The organism is Rhodobacteraceae bacterium D3-12, from assembly GCA_025916135.1.
Classification (GTDB): Bacteria; Pseudomonadota; Alphaproteobacteria; order Rhodobacterales; family Rhodobacteraceae; genus JAKGBX01.
Window position 1 is genome coordinate 647655 of the sequence record CP104793.1, and the last position, 16263, is coordinate 663917.

Below are 16263 nucleotides of genomic sequence, written 5' to 3' on the forward strand. Positions count from 1 at the left end.
GCAGGATGTGTCGGCTAGATAAAGTGCCCGGCACCAGCGGTAGGAGCGCCCCCAAGGGCAAGCGCTGACCCAGTTCAGCGCGTTATCCGCGCCGTTTGATGAAATCCGCGACGAGAGACACGATCTGCGGGGCGAGCAGCGGGGTGATGATGTGGCCCATGCCTTTGATCGCCTGATACTCGCTTTCGGGGATATGGGCGGCGATTTCTTCGCCAAATTCGACCGGGATCAATGTGTCGTCGATCCCGTGGATCACGAGGCAGGGCGTGGTGACGCGGCCCAGCATCGGGCGGCGGTCGCCTGCGGCCATGGTGGCGAGGAGTTGGCGATTGACGCCTGCCGCGTCCGAGCTGCGCGCATGGGCGCGGCGGGCTTCGGCGCGGATGTCGGCTTCGGGCATGGGAAAGCCGGGAGAGCCGAAGGAGGCGTGACCGGCGACCCAGTTGTCTTGGGCCTGTTCCAGCGTTTCGGGATAGGTGAGCAGCCGGGGCAGGATCGTGGCGGCATGGGCGCGCTCGACCAAGGGGCGGCAGGCGGTCATGACGATGGTGTCCGTCAGCAGCCGGTCGGGGTGGTTGAGCGCAAGGATTTGCGCGATTGCACCGCCCATGGAGATGCCAAAGATATGCGCGCGCGCGACCTGTAACGCGTCCATCAGGCCAACCACGTCGCGGGCCATATCATCAAGCGTATAGGCGGGCGGGACGTCCTGTCCGGCTGTCACAAGGCGCGTGATTTCGTCCGCGTCGCCCGGCACGCCGGGGGCGGGGCAGCGAGACGAGAGGCCGATGTCGCGGTTATCAAAGGTGATGGTGCGAAAGCCCGCGCGCACGAAGCCTTGGATGAAATTCTCGGGCCAATGGATGCGTTGGGTGCCGAGCCCGCGAATGAGGATCAGGGCGGGGGCGTCTTGAGGACCGTGATCTTGGACGTCGAGGGTGATGCCGTTGGCGGTGATTTGCATTGTGTTTGCTTTCGCGGGAGTGATTTTAAGGGGGGCTGTCAGGGCACTGTCAGGGGCGGGCAGCAGCGTAAAGGCGCCTCATCCGCCGCCGGACGGTTCGGGGCATTCGCGGCAATGGGCCTGGCCAAAGAGGGGTAAAGGCTGCGCTGTCAAACACTGGCCGGTCACTCGGAAAGCTGTAGGCGTTTGATGGCAAAGCCGCGGGTTTCAAGCATGTGCAGCAGGCCGATTTTGCCCGGCAAATGCCCCGCGCCGACGGCAACGAAAACGGATTTTCCGGCGGTTTGCGTGTCGAGCAATTCGGCCCAACCGGTGTTGCGATCAGTCAGGAACATGCGTTCGAATTTGTCAAAATCGGCCTGCGCCGTCGGGCCGCCATGTTCAAGCATCAGCATCCGGCCAAACTCCCACAGCAAGGAGATGTTTTCGGCAAAATAGAGGTCGAGCAGGGTGGTTTGCAGGTCATCGGGGTCTTGGGGCAAGTCGAGCGACAGCTTGATCATAGCGATCTGTTCTTCGCGGGTGAAACCGTCGAGCAGTTTGACGACGGTGCTTGTGTCCTCAATCGAGCGGGTGTCGAGGCCGTCTGCGTCGAGCTGTGCGGCGAGGCGTTCGTCGATCCCGGCGATCCCTGACATTTGCTGGCGCAGGTCGCAAGGGCTGCTGCCGAGCATCATCGAGATGAAGATCGGTTTGAACTTGGCCGCCATGAAGGATGGAATGCCGCGTTCGGCCATAAGGGTGCGCAGGCGTTGCCAGTCGGCCTCGTCGAGCATTTCGGGGATGGTCGGGCCGGAGGTGATGAACATGAGCGTCGGGTCGGTTTGGCTCTGTTTTTCGAAGCGTTTCGTGTCGCGGTGCGACATTTCGAAATAGATCACATCAGCGGCGCGGGCATGGGGCAAAAGCGCGGAGACCTGCTCTTTGGTTTTGGCGTGAAAGAAGTGGTAGGTGCCGAAAATGGTGATCTTCGTATCGCCGCGCGTGGCCTGCCAGAACAGGCCGGTCGGATAGGGGGCCGCCGCCGCGCGGGCCTCGAGCGCGGCGCGTTTGTCGGGCGAAAGCGTTGGCATGAGATTGCTGCCGCCGCAGTCAAACGCATGGAGCGGCGCGGCAAGGAACAGGAACGCAACGGTGAGAAAACGGGAAAGCGGCATCTGTGGTCGGGCCTTTCGCGGGATAAATGTCGCGGCGAGCGTAGAGGGTTTGGCGGGCGAAGGGAAAGGGGTATTCCGCCCGGCTGCCCGCGCACTCTTCCGGCGTGGTGGCGCGAGGGTGAGGGGGGCGGCGGGTGCGCTGGGTTATGCTGGGTTATGGTGTCGCGAACTCGGCATAGATTTCCAGCACGTTGCCGTCGGGGTCACGAAAGAACAGGGTTCGGTGGGTGAAGCTGCCGAAGTTACGGTCTGCCGGGGGCGAGAGGACAGGGATGCCTTGGGTGTCGAGCATTTCGGCGCAGGCATCGACGGTGGCCGTGGGCACGCGGAACGCCAGTTGCAGCGCGGCGCTGCCATGCGGCAGGGGCGCGTCATCGGGCGTCAGCCCCGGTTTGGCCAGCGCCAGCGTGTTGGGGCCGATCCGGTATTCATGCCAGTTCGGCGAGAGGCTTCGCAGGTGTGAAAAGCCCATCACGGTTTCATAAAACGCACGCATTGCCTCCATGTCGCGGGTGAAGATGACGGTATAGTCAATCGCCGAGATTGCGGCAAAGGGCGAAGGGCTGGCGTGGTCAGTCGGGGGCATGGGGGCGGCTCCGGTTGGGGGAACAGTGGTGGCGCGGTCAGGCAGAGTTTAGGGCAGAGTTTAGGGCGTCTTGCCGGGTGATACAGCCCGTGGTGCGGCCTGTGCCGGTCTTTGGTCGAGGTTTCGCGGATGTTTCGGAAAAAACCACGGGCTTTGTGGTTGACTCATCGTTGCGTGGTTCATACCTATGCGCCGTTAGCACTCGAGACAAGTGAGTGCTAACGGCCTTGACCCGTGCTTTCAGGCGGGCAGGTCTAGGGAGAAACGACTGTCTCAAAGGAGTTGTAGAGATGGCATTTACACCGCTTCATGACCGTGTGGTTGTACGTCGCACGGAGAGCGAAGAGAAAACCGCAGGCGGGCTGATCATCCCCGACAGCGCCAAGGAAAAACCCGCGGAAGGTGTTATCGTGGCTGTTGGCGCAGGTGCGCGCGACGACGATGGCGACCGGATCGCAATGGATGTCAAAGAAGGCGACAAGATCCTCTTTGGCAAATGGTCGGGCACCGAGATCACCCTTGATGGTGAAGAGCTGCTGATCATGAAAGAATCCGACATCATGGGCATCATTGCCTGATTGTCGCCCCCGATAACAACGAGATTTAAGGAGCAAGCGCATGTCTGCTAAAGACGTAAAGTTTGACACCGATGCCCGCAACAAGATGCTCAAGGGTGTGAACATCCTTGCCGATGCGGTGAAAGTGACCCTGGGCCCGAAAGGCCGTAACGTGGTTCTGGATAAATCCTTTGGCGCGCCGCGCATCACCAAAGATGGTGTTTCGGTTGCCAAGGAAATCGAGCTTGAAGACAAGTTCGAGAACATGGGCGCGCAAATGGTGAAAGAAGTCGCCAGCCGCACCAATGACGAAGCCGGCGACGGCACCACCACCGCGACCGTTCTGGCCCAAGCCATCGTTAAAGAAGGCATGAAGGCTGTGGCCGCGGGCATGAACCCGATGGACCTCAAGCGCGGGATCGACCTTGCTACCACGAAAGTCGTGGAAGGCATCAAGGCCGCCGCACGTGACGTGAACGACAGCGCCGAAGTTGCGCAGGTCGGCACGATTTCCGCCAACGGCGAAGCCGAGATCGGCCAGCAAATCGCAGACGCGATGCAAAAGGTCGGCAACGAGGGTGTTATCACCGTCGAGGAAAACAAAGGTCTGGAAACAGAGACAACCGTTGTTGAAGGTATGCAGTTCGACCGCGGTTACCTGTCGCCTTACTTTGTGACCAACCCGGACAAGATGATTGCAGATCTTGAAGACTGCATGATCCTGCTGCACGAGAAGAAACTCTCGTCGCTGCAAGCCATGGTTCCGCTGCTTGAGTCGGTGATCCAGTCGCAAAAGCCGCTGCTGATCATTGCTGAAGACGTGGAAGGCGAAGCGCTAGCGACCCTCGTGGTCAACAAGCTGCGCGGTGGCCTGAAAATCGCAGCTGTTAAGGCTCCGGGTTTCGGCGACCGTCGTAAAGCCATGCTTCAGGACATCGCCATTCTGACCGGTGGTCAGGTGATTTCCGAAGACCTCGGCATGAAGCTGGAAAACGTGACCATGGATATGCTTGGCACCGCCAAGAAGATCCAGATCACCAAGGACGAGACCACCATCGTGGACGGTGCCGGTGAAAAAGCCGAGATCGAAGCACGCGTGGCGCAGATCCGCACCCAGATCGAAGAAACCACATCCGATTACGACCGTGAAAAACTGCAAGAGCGCGTGGCCAAGCTGGCCGGTGGTGTTGCTGTGATCCGTGTCGGTGGCATGACCGAAACCGAAGTGAAAGAGCGCAAAGACCGTGTTGATGACGCTCTGAACGCGACACGCGCTGCTGTTCAAGAAGGCGTTGTTGTTGGTGGTGGTGTTGCTCTGGTTCAGGCCGGTAAAGCGCTGAACGGTATGGAAGGCGCAAACGCTGACCAGACCAATGGTATCGCCATCGTGCGCAAGGCCATCGAAGCGCCGCTGCGTCAGATCGCAGAAAACGCAGGTGTTGACGGCGCGGTTGTTGCCGGCAAGATCCGCGAAAGCGACGACAAAGCGTTCGGGTTCAACGCACAGACCGAAGAATATGGCGACATGTTCAAATTCGGCGTGATTGACCCGGCCAAAGTGGTTCGCACCGCTCTGGAAGATGCGGCGTCGATTGCTGGTCTGCTGATCACCACCGAAGCCATGGTTGCCGACAAGCCTGCCAAAGAGGGCGCAGCCCCGGCCGGCGGCATGCCCGACATGGGCGGCATGGGCGGCATGATGTAAGTCGAATTCGCGCAAGCGAGTTCTGGCTTCCCGAAAGGCGGTTTTTCGTCAGAAAATCCTGCCGGACGGGTCACCGCAAAAGAAACAGGGGGGCGCTCCGCTTGGGGCGCCCTTTTTCGTTTGGTGCAGACATACACCGCACGGGACAAAGGGCGACGGCCCGGCGATTGAGTGAGGGGGGCGCAGGTTGGTCGCTATCCTCCGGTCAGGCGATGTACGGCTCTTTCCTTCCGAGCGAAACCGGTGTCTTCTGCGGCGCATGACAGATTTCATGCGAGAAATGCGACGGGGTGAAGAGGCCGAGGTTGAGCGATTGCTTAACGCGGCCTTTCCCAATGACAGCGAGGCGCGGCTGGTTCGGCTGTTGCGCAAACGTGGCGAGATGGCGGGCGAAAGCGTGGTGGCCGAGGATGGCCGCATCATCGGCTATGTCGCGTTGTCGTCGTTCAAAGCGCCGAAAGGGTGGCTTTGTCTTGCGCCCGTGGCGGTTGCGCCAGAGCAGCAGGGGCGCGGCATCGGACGGCGGATGTGCGGGATGCTGAGCGAGTGGGCGCGGCTGGCGGGGCAGCATATTGTCGTGCTGGGCGAGGTGGCGTTTTACGAGCGCGCGGGGTTTAGCCAGACGCGGGCGGCGCGGCTGAACTCGCCCTATTCGGTTGAACACACCCTGCTGGCGGGGCCGGGAACGGACGCACCGGAGCGTGAGCTGATCTATCCAACGGCGTTTTCTGAGCTTTGACGCACAGGTTGCGCGCGGGGATGTGAGGCGACAAGCGGGCGCGGGTTGCCTATCTTGGGTGGCAACAGCCAAAGGAAAGAGACATGGAAAAGTTGCAAGTGCAGGGCGTGCATCACATCACGCTGACCGGGGCGGACCGACAGACCAGCATTGATTTCTGGGAAGGTGTGTTGGGCATGCCATTCGTTTTTGAGCAACCCAATCTGGACAATCCGGGCGAAGGGCATTTGTATTTCGATCCCGGTGACGGGCGGATGATTACGGTTTTCACCGATGAAAGCCGGACGCCAGACAGTCGGCGCACCCCGACCGAACCGGGCTGTGTGCATCATCTGGCGTTCAGCGTGAGCCGGGTCACGTTCTTGCAGGCGGTTGAGCGGCTGGAGGCGCGCGGGATTGGGCATTCTGGCGTGAAGGATCGCGGCTTTATGGACTCGATCTATTTCAACACCCGATGGGATTGCTGATCGAGTTGGCGAACTACAAGTTTGAGCCGCCCGCCGGGTGCAGCCATGCGCAGGTTTTGATGGAGGCGCACAAGCTGCGCGAGGCGCGGGGCGACAAGGCGATTGCAGCGGTCCATCTGGCCGATGCGATTGAGCGGCTGGTGGCGGCGAGCCAAGCATCGTTGTCGGAAGATCGCGCGGCGAAAGACCCGTATTGAGCAAGATTGGTGCGTGAAAAATCGCACCCTACACAGGCGAGGCATAGCCGGATGAGGCTTTTTCTTTTGACGGCGCTGACCATGGTGGCGTTTGCCGCCAATTCGGTGCTGAACCGGTTGGCTTTGGAAGGGGGCGAGAGCGGCCCTGCGAGCTTTGCGGCCATAAGGTTGATCGCGGGGGCGGTGGTTTTGGTCGTGCTGGTGGTGCAGCGGCGGGGTGCTGTGCCGTGGCGCTGGCCCGGTTGGACGGGGCCTATGACGCTTGTGCTTTATGTGCTCGGGTTTTCCTTTGCCTATGTCAGCCTTGGGGCCGGGATCGGGGCGCTGATCCTGTTTGGGGGCGTGCAGGTGACAATGTTCGCCGGAGCTGTCACCGCGCGTGAAGTGATCCCGCTGTCGCGCTGGATCGGGGCGGGGGTGAGTTTTGCGGGGCTATGCGTGTTGATGTGGCCTGCTGGAGATGTGGCGGTGAGCCTGAGCGGGGCGGCGTTGATGTTGGCGGCGGCGCTTGGCTGGGGGGTGTATTCGCTTGTCGGGCGGGGGGCCGTGGACCCGCTTGTCACGACGGCGGGAAATTTTGTCTATGCGGCGCCGGTGGGCATTGTGGCGTGGTTGCTATTGCCCGATGGGATGACACTGGTCGGCGCGGCCTTGGCGATTGTATCGGGGGCGGTGACTTCGGGGCTTGGATATGCCTTGTGGTATGCGGTTTTGCCGGCATTGGGCGCGGCGCGCGCGGCGGTGGCGCAGTTGAGCGTGCCGGTGATCGCAGTCTTGGGCGGGGTGGTGTTTTTAAGCGAGGGTGTGAGCTGGCGTTTGGTGGTGGCGACTGTGCTGGTGCTGGGCGGGGTGGCGGTGTCGGTGGTGGACCGACGGCCGGGCGTAAGGCGCGGCTGAAGCGGGGCGAATGCCTGTTTCGGAGCGGTGCGTTGACGTGTGGTTGGCCGATTGCGCGTGTGCTTAGGGGGCTGCGACAGGCTCAATCGGGTCATAGCCAATGGCGTGATCCGGATCGAAGGCGATGTCGGGGAGGCTATCGGGTTTGAAGCGGATGTCGCCCAGTTCGGCGCGGGTGAACCAGCGGCGGCGGGTTACGACGCCTTCGGGGTCGCGCCAGTCGTCGGTGAGCGTGCCTGACAATAGGGTGCAGCGAAAGAACACCTCGACCTGATGAAAGCCGTCTGCCGGATTGTGGTATTCATTGACCAGCGCGGGGGCGCCGACCTGCACAATCAGGCCGGTTTCCTCATGCACTTCGCGGGCGAGGTTGTCTGGCAGGGAGCTGTGCGGTTCGGCGCCGCCGCCGGGGGCGCACCAGAGCTTTGTGTCAGCACCGGGGAAGGCGTTGACCAGCAGGAGCCGCTTTTCAACGACGATCAGCGCGCGGGTCGCGAGGCGGATAGGGCGGCGGCGGGTCATATCCCCCTTTCATAGGCAGGAGTTTCGGCCTATCTCAACCCTTATGCGGGTTTTGCTTTTTCTTTTGATGTTTCTGCCGTCGGTGGTGCGGGGCGAATGTGTGGTCCTGCTGCATGGGCTGGCGCGCACCGAGGCGTCGTTTCTGGTGCTGGGCGAGGTGTTGGAAAGCGAAGGGTATCAGGTGATCCGGCCGGGGTATCCATCAACCGAAGAGCCGATCCTGTCGTTGATCGTGAAGACCCTGCCGCGTGCGGTGGATCAATGTGGTGCGCAAAAGGTGAATTTTGTCACCCATTCGATGGGCGGCATTTTGATCCGCACATGGCTTAAGACCTATCAGCCGCCAAACCTTGGGCGGGTGGTGATGTTGGCACCGCCGAACCACGGGTCGGAGTTGGTTGACAAGCTGGGCGACTGGACGGTGTTTGGCTGGGTCAACGGCCCGGCGGGGATGCAGCTTGGGACGGGGCCGGACGCCTTGCCGCAGCATCTGGGGCCGGTGGCGTTTGAGCTGGGGGTGATCGCGGGGAACCGCTCGCTGAGCCCGGCGTATTCGGTGATTTTGAAGGGGCCGGATGATGGCAAGGTCTCGGTCGCGTCGACCAAGGTTGCGGGGATGAAAGACCATCTGGTGTTGCCGGTCACGCATACGTTTTTGATGAACAACCCGTTGGTGATTGCGCAGGTTCTGGAGTTTTTGAAACACGGGCGGTTCCGGCGCGGGCTGGATATGGGCGATGTGCTGTTGGGCGGGGGAGACGAGGAATGAGTTTGCAATTGTGCCTGACGGGGGCGGAGGTTTTGCGCCCTGCCGGGTTGGAAGACGGGCCGCTGAGTATTGCGGGGGGCATGATCGCGGCGGAGCGTTTCGGGCGCGAGGTTGACCTTGGTGGATATCGGCTTTTGCCGGGGATCGTGGACATTCACGGGGACGGCTTTGAGCGGCATCTGGCGCCACGCCGCGGGGCGATGAAGGACATGGCCGGTGGGCTGATCGCGACCGAGGCTGAGCTGGCGGCGAACGGGATCACCACCGCAATTCTGGCGCAGTTTTACAGCTGGGAGGGGGGCTTCGCGGGCCGGAGTTTGCCCGCTCGATGCTGGAGGCGTTGGATCGCGTGCGCGGGGAGGTTGTGACCGACTTGCAAACGCAGTTGCGTTTCGAGGTGCTGATGCTGGACGCTTATGAGGATTTCGCGGCCTTGGCAGAGCGGTTCGGCGTTGGTTATGTGGTGTTTAACGATCACGTCCCGCACGAGCGGTTGGAGGCGGGCAAACTGCCCAAGCGGCTGACCGGGACGGCGTTGAAATCGGGGCGCAGCCCGGAAGCGCTATTGAAACTGATGCAGGAGTTGCACGCGCGCCGGGATGAATTGCCCGAAGCGATTACGGCGCTGGCCGCGCGGTTTGCGGCGGCGGGTGTGCGGATGGGTAGCCATGATGACCGAAGCGCCGAGGAGCACGCCATGTGGCACGGGCGCGGCACCACGATTGCCGAATTCCCCGAGACGCTTGAGGCAGCCGAAGCGGCGCGGGCTGCGGGCGACGGGATCGTCATGGGCGCCCCCAATGTGATGCGCGGCGGCTCGCATAACGGCAATGTTCCGGCGCATGAATTGGTCGCGCTGGGCCTGTGCGATGCTTTGGCGTCGGATTACCACTACCCTTCATTGCGCCGCGCCGCGATGTTTCTGGTTGAGGCGGGGGTTTGCGATTTGAGCAGGGCTTGGGCGTTGGTGTCTTCAGGCCCGGCGCGCATGCTGGGGCTTGAGGATCGCGGAGTTTTAGAGCCGGGCAAGCGCGCGGATCTGTTGGTGGTCGAGGCCAAAAGCGGGCGGCTTGCGGCGACCATGAGTGGCGGGCGGTTCAGCTATCTCAGTGGCGATGTGGCGGAACGGTTTATGTAAGAGCCCTGTCAGAGCAAGACGCGCCCGCCCAATGCCCGCTCTTTAAGCGAAGCGCGGGGGGGATGGGTTTTGCATGAGTATTTGGGGCAAGATGAAAGTTGGAGGGCTTTGACGCTTTCGGGGGGGGGCTTTCTTGGCAAAGCTACGCAAGCCTCCGCAGGTCGCCGGTAATTGGCGACTGTCAGGGGGTGTCGGAGGGGTGGTTGACGCCGTCGTGCCAACCGAGCGGTTCCAGTGTGGCAGGGTTTACCCCTTCTAATGCGCCAAGGTTGACGCCGTATTCATTGGGATTGGAGCGGCGTTGATGATGGGTGTAGATGCCGCAGGTTTTGCAGAAATGGTGTTTCGCTGTGCCGGTGCCAAATGTGTAGAGCGACAGGTTTTCAGCGCCTTTTGTGATGGTCAGCCCGTCGAGTGGAACGGTAAGGGTGGCGGCGGCGCGGCGGCGGCAGAATGAGCAGTCGCAATGGCGCGCCTCACTTAAGGGCGCGGAGGGGGGCACGCGCAGTTCCACGGCGCCACAGTGGCAGGTGAGTTTCAGCGGCGTGCTCATTTGCGGCGGCGCACCAAGGGGATTTTGGAGGGGTCGTATGTTGCGTCGGGGTGCGGCGGGTGCATGTCGTTACGCTCCCAATAGGTTGACCCGCCACGGCGCAGGAAGAATGGCAGGGTCAGCACCAACCCGGCGATGAAGCCACCCGCGTGGGCCCAATAGGCCACGCCGCCGCTGTTGGCATCAGAGGTGAGCGCGCCGGAGAATTGCAAGACGAACCAGACCGCCAGCATGATCCAGGCCGGAATGGTGAAGATGCGAAAATAGATGACAATAATCAGCAGAATGTCGATTTTCGCCTTGGGGAAGAGCAATAGATAGCCGCCCATGACCCCGGCGATGGCGCCGGAGGCTCCAACGGTTGGAATGTCGGAATAAGGCTCTGCCAGCACATGGCCATATCCGGCGAGCAAGCCGCAGGCGACATAGAACAAAAGGAAGCCGATATGGCCCATCTCGTCTTCGAGGTTGTCGCCGAAAATCCACAGGAAGAGCATGTTGCCAGCGAGATGCATGATGCCGCCATGCAGAAACATCGAGGTGAGCAGTGTGGCGTAGCCGCTGCCCAGCGAAATCTCGCGTGGGACGATGCCCCATTCGTAGAACATGATGTTGAGCGCCATCGGTTCATTAAACAGCGCCGTATAATAGCTGATGAAGATCAGCACATTGAGGCCGATCAGCGCGTAGGTGACAAAGGGCGTGCGCCCGGACGGGTTATGATCGCGAATGGGAAACATGCTCGGCACGCTAGCCGCTTTCGCGGAATTGGGGAAGGTGGAAATAGGGCGGGTGCGCGCGGGCGATCAAGCCGAGTTTATTTGAGTGGCGCGCGGGATGCGGCATGATGCGTTATGGCACGGTTTGCGGACCTGTTGTGGGCGATGTTTTTGGGCGGCGCGGCTGTGTCGGGCGCGGCAGGGGCTGCAAGCTGTCCTGAGGCCAAGGACTCGTGAGGCCAAGGACTATGGTGTCGCGCTGGCGCGGTTGATCGAAGCGGTCAGGGAGGCGCCGGATGCGCAGCGGGCGCGTCAGACTACCAACGAGATGTGGGCGCTTAGTTGGACACCGAATGCTTGGCATCCGGGCGCTTGTAGCTGCGTGAGCGCGCGCGCCGCCAAGATTTTGTGACAGCGCGGAAGATCAGATAGAGCGACATGAAGACGGCCAAGAGGATTACGAAGCTTTTGAGCCAGCCGAGGATCATCCAATGCAGAGGCGCGCCGGCATCAATGCGCAGCGAGGCGATGATCGCCGCGAACATCGCAACGGTGATAATCTCGCCCATGTTCTGGCTGCGAAGGAACGGAAAGCGGCGCCAGAATTGCATGTCGGCGATCCGGTCTGCGGTAAAGACATAGAGCAGCCACAGGCCAATCAGCGCATAGCGCAGGTTGGGGCTGAAATCTTGGGGCTGATAGCCGGAAAGGAACAGCCCCGTCGCAACGATTGCCACGGGAATGAAGGCGATTCCGAGTGCGATAAGCATGCCGCGTTGGAAAGCTTGGCGGAGGCGGGAATGTGTATGAGGTGCTGCGTTGTCCATGGCTAAGGTTTTTAACCAAGAAATTGGCAGAAATTTGGCAAGATGGTCGCTTTGTAGGGCTTTACGCGAAAAATTCTGAAGCTATGGTCCGGGATGTTGCGGGCGTGATGGAATGGTAGACATACCAGACTTAAAATCTGTTGGGCCTTGTGCCCGTGTGGGTTCGAGTCCCACCGCCCGCACCACTTGTCCTTTTTAGCAGGTTTTTAGGCGTTCAGGCCGGTTTCTGCGGCTGTCTTTCGGCTTTTACGAGAGGCCGAGGAAGGCCAGTTGTGGGGCCAGTTGGCCTGCGCCCATGTCTGCGCCTGTTACAGTTGGCTTGTGCATGGCTGCGGCGCGCGCGACCAAGGGGGTTGCGGTGCTGTGGGTGACCACATCGCAGACGATTTCGGCGGCGGCGATGCTCGGCTCGTTAAAGGGGAGCGGATCGTCACCCGATTTGCCGAGCGTGGTGGCGTTGATCAGGATGTCCGCGTCAGAGCCGGTCGGCAGCAACGTCACATCAGGCCAATGGGTTTCAATCAGCGTGCGAACAAGGGTGGCGCGGGTCGGGTCAGTTTCGTCGAGAGCGATATGCGAAAGACCGAGGGTGCAAAGCGCATCGGCTATGGCCTGACCCGCGCCGCCGCCCGCACCGAGGATGCGGGCGGATTTGCCAGAGATTGTGCCGCCTTTGGCCAGAATGGCGGCGCATATTGCGGCGCCATCGGTCGCGTCTCCGGTAAGGGTGCCGTCCGGGTTGCGCCGGATGGTGTTGAGCGCGCCCAGTCGGGCGGCGCGGTCGGTGTGGTGATCGACGCCCGCAAAGGCGGCTTGCTTATGTGGGTATGTGATGGAGCATCCGGCAAAGCTGGGGCTTTGGCGCAAGAGATCCAGAAAGGCGGGGAGGCCATCGGGCGCAAGTTCGATCGGGTCCATTCGGGCGGCGATGCCATGGGCGGCGAAATGGGCGTTGAAGGCAGGGGGCGAGAACACCCCGGCCACGGGGGCGCCGATAATCGGGAAGAGAAGGGGGTGTCCGGCGCGGTCATGCCGGTTCGAGCACGCAGCCGATGGTTTTGGTTTTGGCGACGGTTTCTTCCCATTCGAGGGCGGGATCGGAGGCGGCGACAATGCCACCACCGACATGCAGGTAGATTTCGGACCCGGCAACACGGGCCGAGCGCAGGTTGACGTAGAGCGCGGTGCGCCCGTCAAGCGCGGTGGGGCCGAAATAGCCGGTGTAGAGCCCGCGGGTGTCGCCCTCTTCATCGAGGATGAAGGCGCGGGATTCCGGGCGGGGCATGCCACACACCGCCGAGGTGGGGTGCAGGCGGCGCAACAGCCCGGCGAGGGTTTCGGCGGGCAGAGCCGCGGCGGTAAATTCCGAGCGCAGGTGGCAGAGATTGGCGGCCTGCACGGTGGCGGCGGCGGTCTCGCGCAGGTTTGTGACCCCTTCGGCGGTAAAGGCTTCGCGGATGAAATCGGCAACAAGGGCTTGTTCGTGAACGATCTTGTCGTCCCAGTTGACGTCGGAGAGTGGCGTTCCCGAGGGGGGCCATTGCGTGCCGGCGAGGGCCATGGTTTCGACCCCTTGGGCGTCAGCGGTCAGCAGGATTTCCGGCGTGGCAACCAGCCAAGTGCTGGTGTCAGGCGCGCTGAACACTGTGATCATGGCGTGGGCATGTTCGCGGGCCAGTGCCTCGGACAGGGCGATGAGGTCATAGGCGTCGGGCAGGGGGCGGGGATCAATGCGCGAGAGCACGATTTTCTCACAGGCACCGGATTTGATCGTTGCAACGGCGCGTTTGACGCGGGCCTCATAGGCGGCGCGCGGCGTTGGGGCGGGGGCCGTGGCGCTGGCCGGTGCTTGGAGGGGGCGGCGCGTGGTGCCCCGCGCGATGGCGGCCTGAAGATCGGATTGCGGGGTTTCGGCGAAACCTGTGCCGTTCCGGAACCGGGTTTGCGTTGGTGTGATGAGCACATCGGCAGGGAAGTGCGACGCCTGATTGCCGTCTTCCGTGCGGAACGGCGCGGCGACGAAGCCGGGCAGGTCTGCGCCACCGAATACCGCCGTGGTTTGAGGCGGCGTGCAGGAGATAAGCGTTGTAAAGCCTGCCTCTCCCGGTTGGCGCCAGAAGGCATAGGCCAGATCATTGGCGGCGGCGAAGCAAAGCGAAGCGGTTTGGGCGGCTGTGAGTTTCATGGGCGGGAAAATGTCCTATTGCAGGCAGGCGGGCCAGAGAGAAGACTATGAAATTCGATAGCCTTTGCCTATGCGGTGAATGGCGGTGGCATTACCCCTCTTTGATAAGTTGGAATTCATCGGGGAAGCTGAGTTCGTCGATTGCCTGACGCACGCATTTCAATGCGGTGCGCACATCGGGATCGTTCTGTTGATTGGCGTGACAGTGAAACAGCACTGGTTGGCGCAGGGTTTCGGCGATCGGAATAACGCGATAGCCCGGAGAGTGGACCCCAAGGCCGGTGAGTTCGTCCTGAAGCGCGATGCCGAAGCCTTCGCGCATGAGGTGGGGCGCGGTTTCGGTGAAACGGGTTTCAATCGAGATGTTGGGCTGGAGGCCTGCGTCAAAGAAAATCTGGCGCACCAGTTTGCCGTGGGGCGTGTTGGGGTGGAAGAAAATCAGCCGCTCATCGGCGATGTCGTGAACAGAGACAGAGGGTTTCTCAGCGAGGGCGTGATCGTCAGGCACGACACAGACCATGCCGATGGACGAGATCCGGAAAGAGGCGATGCCGGGGTGATCCACCGGAAAGATGGTGACGGCGCAATTGCCCTCTGACAGCCAGAGGTAGTCACGGATTTGCTTCATCGACAGCGTGTCCATGCGCAATTTGGCTTCGGGGCGTTGGCGTGAGAACAGCGCGAGGCTTCGCGGGCCGAGTGCCTGGCTAACCGAGGGGGAGACGCCCATGCGAAAAGTGGAATGTTGACCGCGCACCACTTCGAGCACGGTTTCGGAGAGGCGTTCAAACGCGGACATGGTGGTGGTCGAGGCCTCGAACACCTGACGCGCAATGGTTGTGGGTTTGAGCCTTGCGCCTGTGCGATCAAACAGGGTGGTGTCGAGCACGTCTTCCAAGCGACGAATCGTATTGGTGACAGTGGGTTGCGCGATGCCGAGTTGGTTTGCAGCGGCGCTTATCGAGCCGTTGATCATCACGGCGCGGAACACTTCGAGTTGGCGAAAAGACAGCAAAGCAGGCCCTTTTGTTCAATTTATGCGGGTTAGGCGCGCGACAGGCGGCTCAATTTCACAGCTCGCTTATAGTCATAGGCTATGGTTTTAACGCAAGGAAGCTCTTTCATCGCGCTTGCAAGTGGTGCAGTGTTTCGCGGTGTATTGGCGCAGGTGCGCCGAAATATCGAAGAGACCCCCTTGATCCGGGGGTAAGGGAGGAAAAATGGGACTTTTCAAGATGACGCGCCGCGTCTGGCTGGCCAATATTGCGGCTGTGGCTGCGGGAATTATGAGCGTGGGCATGCCGAATGCGGCGGCTGCGGATGATGATGTGGTGCTGGGCGCGCTGCGCTTTACCAGCCACGGTGCCGGTTTCGTTGCTTTTGAGCGCGGCTATTTCAAGGAAGAAGGGTTGAACGTCACGTTCGAATTCTTCCAAGCCGCACAGCCGATTGCTGTGGCCACGGCCAGCGGCGACGTTGATTTCGGCGTGACCGGTGTGACCGGCGGGTTGATGAACCTGGCCGAGAAAAACGCGCTTCGCGTTGTGGGCGGCGTGCTGCACGAGACCAAGGGTTTTGACGGCATGATCGTTCTGGCGTCGAACAAGGCCTATGAGGCCGGTTTGACCTCGATCGACAATATTCCGGGTCATTCGGTGTCGATGACGCAAGTTGGCTCGACGTTCCACTATATGACCAGCCGGATCGCGGAAGCGAAAGGGTGGGACATGGGCGACATCAAATTGGTGCCGCTGCAAAAGGTTGGCGCGATGATTGCGGCGATCAAATCGGGCCAGACCGACGTGATGATCATGGTTCCGCATATCGCCAAGGCTTTGGCCAAGGGCGGTGCTGCGAAACAGATCGGCAAGCTGAACGATTATGTCGAATACCAGATTTCGACGATGATCACTTCGGTCGATAATATCGAGAACAACCCCGACATGGTGAAGCGGTTCATCAAAGCCTATGCGCGCGGGATTGCCGATATGAATGCGGGTCTTTTGAACCCCGATGCCGATCCAGCCGAAAAAGAGGCGCTGACCAAGATCCTGCACAAGTATGTTTACACGGATCGCCCTTATGAGAAGGCTGCGCCTTCGATTCAGGCTGGTGCCATGTTCCTGAACGAGGGTGCATCGCTGAACAAGACCGACGTTGCCAAGCAGATGAAGTGGTTCAAAGACACAGGTTTGGTCAAGACGGATCTGACCATTGACCAGCTGGTCAATGACAGCTTTGTCGAAACCAACTGAGACCTGAACGTTAGTCTGGAGCGACC

General features: G+C 61.2%; 16 protein-coding genes, 1 tRNA gene and 2 pseudogenes. 9 read left to right on the forward strand and 10 right to left on the reverse strand.

Going from position 1 to position 16263, the window contains the following annotated elements; all coding sequences use genetic code 11:
• Window positions 1–82: 82 nt before the first annotated feature.
• From N4R57_03215 to N4R57_03225, 3 genes are all read right to left on the reverse strand, one after another.
• Window positions 83–964, reverse strand: a complete 882-nt coding sequence (locus N4R57_03215; GenBank protein ID UYV38122.1) for an alpha/beta hydrolase — start codon at window positions 962–964, stop codon at window positions 83–85.
• 164 nt (window positions 965–1128) lie between these two features.
• A complete protein-coding gene (locus N4R57_03220; protein ID UYV38123.1) occupies window positions 1129–2121 on the reverse strand; it encodes a TraB/GumN family protein in 993 nt (330 codons plus the stop codon).
• Between the two features lie 154 nt (window positions 2122–2275).
• Complete coding sequence (locus N4R57_03225; protein ID UYV38124.1) at window positions 2276–2707, reverse strand: VOC family protein; 432 nt, start codon at window positions 2705–2707, stop codon at window positions 2276–2278.
• Between the two features lie 290 nt (window positions 2708–2997).
• On the opposite strand from N4R57_03225, the gene groES reads away from it, so the two are divergent.
• The 5 genes and pseudogenes from groES (at window position 2998) to N4R57_03250 (ending at window position 7269) form a co-directional block, all read left to right on the forward strand.
• Window positions 2998–3285 (forward strand): co-chaperone GroES, encoded by a 288-nt coding sequence (groES, locus tag N4R57_03230; GenBank protein ID UYV38125.1) that lies wholly within the window; start codon window positions 2998–3000, stop codon window positions 3283–3285.
• 40 nt (window positions 3286–3325) lie between these two features.
• Complete coding sequence (gene groL, locus N4R57_03235; GenBank protein UYV38126.1) at window positions 3326–4969, forward strand: chaperonin GroEL; 1644 nt, start codon at window positions 3326–3328, stop codon at window positions 4967–4969.
• Between the two features lie 271 nt (window positions 4970–5240).
• A complete protein-coding gene (locus N4R57_03240) occupies window positions 5241–5708 on the forward strand; it encodes an N-acetyltransferase (protein UYV38127.1) in 468 nt (155 codons plus the stop codon).
• A gap of 83 nt (window positions 5709–5791) precedes the next feature.
• Window positions 5792–6372, forward strand: a pseudogene (locus N4R57_03245) (VOC family protein).
• A 51-nt stretch (window positions 6373–6423) separates the two neighbouring features.
• Complete coding sequence (locus N4R57_03250; GenBank protein ID UYV38128.1) at window positions 6424–7269, forward strand: DMT family transporter; 846 nt, start codon at window positions 6424–6426, stop codon at window positions 7267–7269.
• Window positions 7270–7332: 63 nt separating this feature from the next.
• Here N4R57_03250 and N4R57_03255 read toward each other — a convergent pair whose 3' ends face one another.
• Window positions 7333–7791 carry an NUDIX domain-containing protein gene (locus N4R57_03255; protein ID UYV38129.1) on the reverse strand — a complete coding sequence of 153 codons (459 nt, stop codon included), beginning with the start codon at window positions 7789–7791 and terminating at the stop codon, window positions 7333–7335.
• Between the two features lie 43 nt (window positions 7792–7834).
• Between N4R57_03255 and N4R57_03260 the strand changes: the two genes are divergently transcribed.
• Both N4R57_03260 and N4R57_03265 read left to right on the forward strand, forming a co-directional pair.
• Window positions 7835–8560 carry an alpha/beta fold hydrolase gene (locus N4R57_03260; protein ID UYV38130.1) on the forward strand — a complete coding sequence of 242 codons (726 nt, stop codon included), beginning with the start codon at window positions 7835–7837 and terminating at the stop codon, window positions 8558–8560.
• Window positions 8557–9698 (forward strand): annotated as a pseudogene (locus N4R57_03265) (alpha-D-ribose 1-methylphosphonate 5-triphosphate diphosphatase). The gene N4R57_03260 and the pseudogene N4R57_03265 overlap by 4 nt, the downstream one beginning before the upstream one ends.
• Window positions 9699–9879: 181 nt before the next feature.
• Here N4R57_03265 and N4R57_03270 read toward each other — a convergent pair.
• The 3 genes from N4R57_03270 to N4R57_03280 form a co-directional block, all read right to left on the reverse strand.
• Window positions 9880–10251, reverse strand: coding sequence for a GFA family protein (locus N4R57_03270; GenBank protein UYV38131.1), 372 nt, complete (start codon window positions 10249–10251; stop codon window positions 9880–9882).
• Window positions 10248–10991, reverse strand: a complete 744-nt coding sequence (locus N4R57_03275) for a rhomboid family intramembrane serine protease (GenBank protein ID UYV39501.1) — start codon at window positions 10989–10991, stop codon at window positions 10248–10250. Before N4R57_03275 ends, N4R57_03270 begins: the two co-directional genes overlap by 4 nt.
• 317 nt (window positions 10992–11308) lie before the next feature.
• Complete coding sequence (locus N4R57_03280) at window positions 11309–11740, reverse strand: hypothetical protein (GenBank protein ID UYV38132.1); 432 nt, start codon at window positions 11738–11740, stop codon at window positions 11309–11311.
• A gap of 155 nt (window positions 11741–11895) precedes the next feature.
• On the opposite strand from N4R57_03280, the gene N4R57_03285 reads away from it, so the two are divergent.
• Window positions 11896–11982, forward strand: a tRNA-Leu gene (locus N4R57_03285).
• Window positions 11983–12043: 61 nt separating this feature from the next.
• On the opposite strand, the gene N4R57_03290 is transcribed toward N4R57_03285, so the two are convergent.
• The 3 genes from N4R57_03290 to N4R57_03300 form a co-directional block, all read right to left on the reverse strand.
• The gene (locus tag N4R57_03290; protein UYV38133.1) at window positions 12044–12925 is read right to left on the reverse strand and encodes a hypothetical protein; all 882 of its coding nucleotides are present in this window, start codon (window positions 12923–12925) and stop codon (window positions 12044–12046) included.
• Window positions 12825–13982, reverse strand: coding sequence for a chorismate-binding protein (locus tag N4R57_03295; GenBank protein ID UYV38134.1), 1158 nt, complete (start codon window positions 13980–13982; stop codon window positions 12825–12827). The genes N4R57_03290 and N4R57_03295 overlap by 101 nt, the downstream gene beginning before the upstream one ends.
• Before the next feature lie 91 nt (window positions 13983–14073).
• Window positions 14074–14997: a LysR family transcriptional regulator gene (locus N4R57_03300; GenBank protein UYV38135.1), complete on the reverse strand. Its 924-nt coding sequence runs from the start codon at window positions 14995–14997 to the stop codon at window positions 14074–14076.
• Between the two features lie 205 nt (window positions 14998–15202).
• Between N4R57_03300 and N4R57_03305 the strand changes: the two genes are divergently transcribed.
• Window positions 15203–16237, forward strand: coding sequence for an ABC transporter substrate-binding protein (locus N4R57_03305; protein UYV38136.1), 1035 nt, complete (start codon window positions 15203–15205; stop codon window positions 16235–16237).
• Window positions 16238–16263 lie beyond the last annotated feature (26 nt).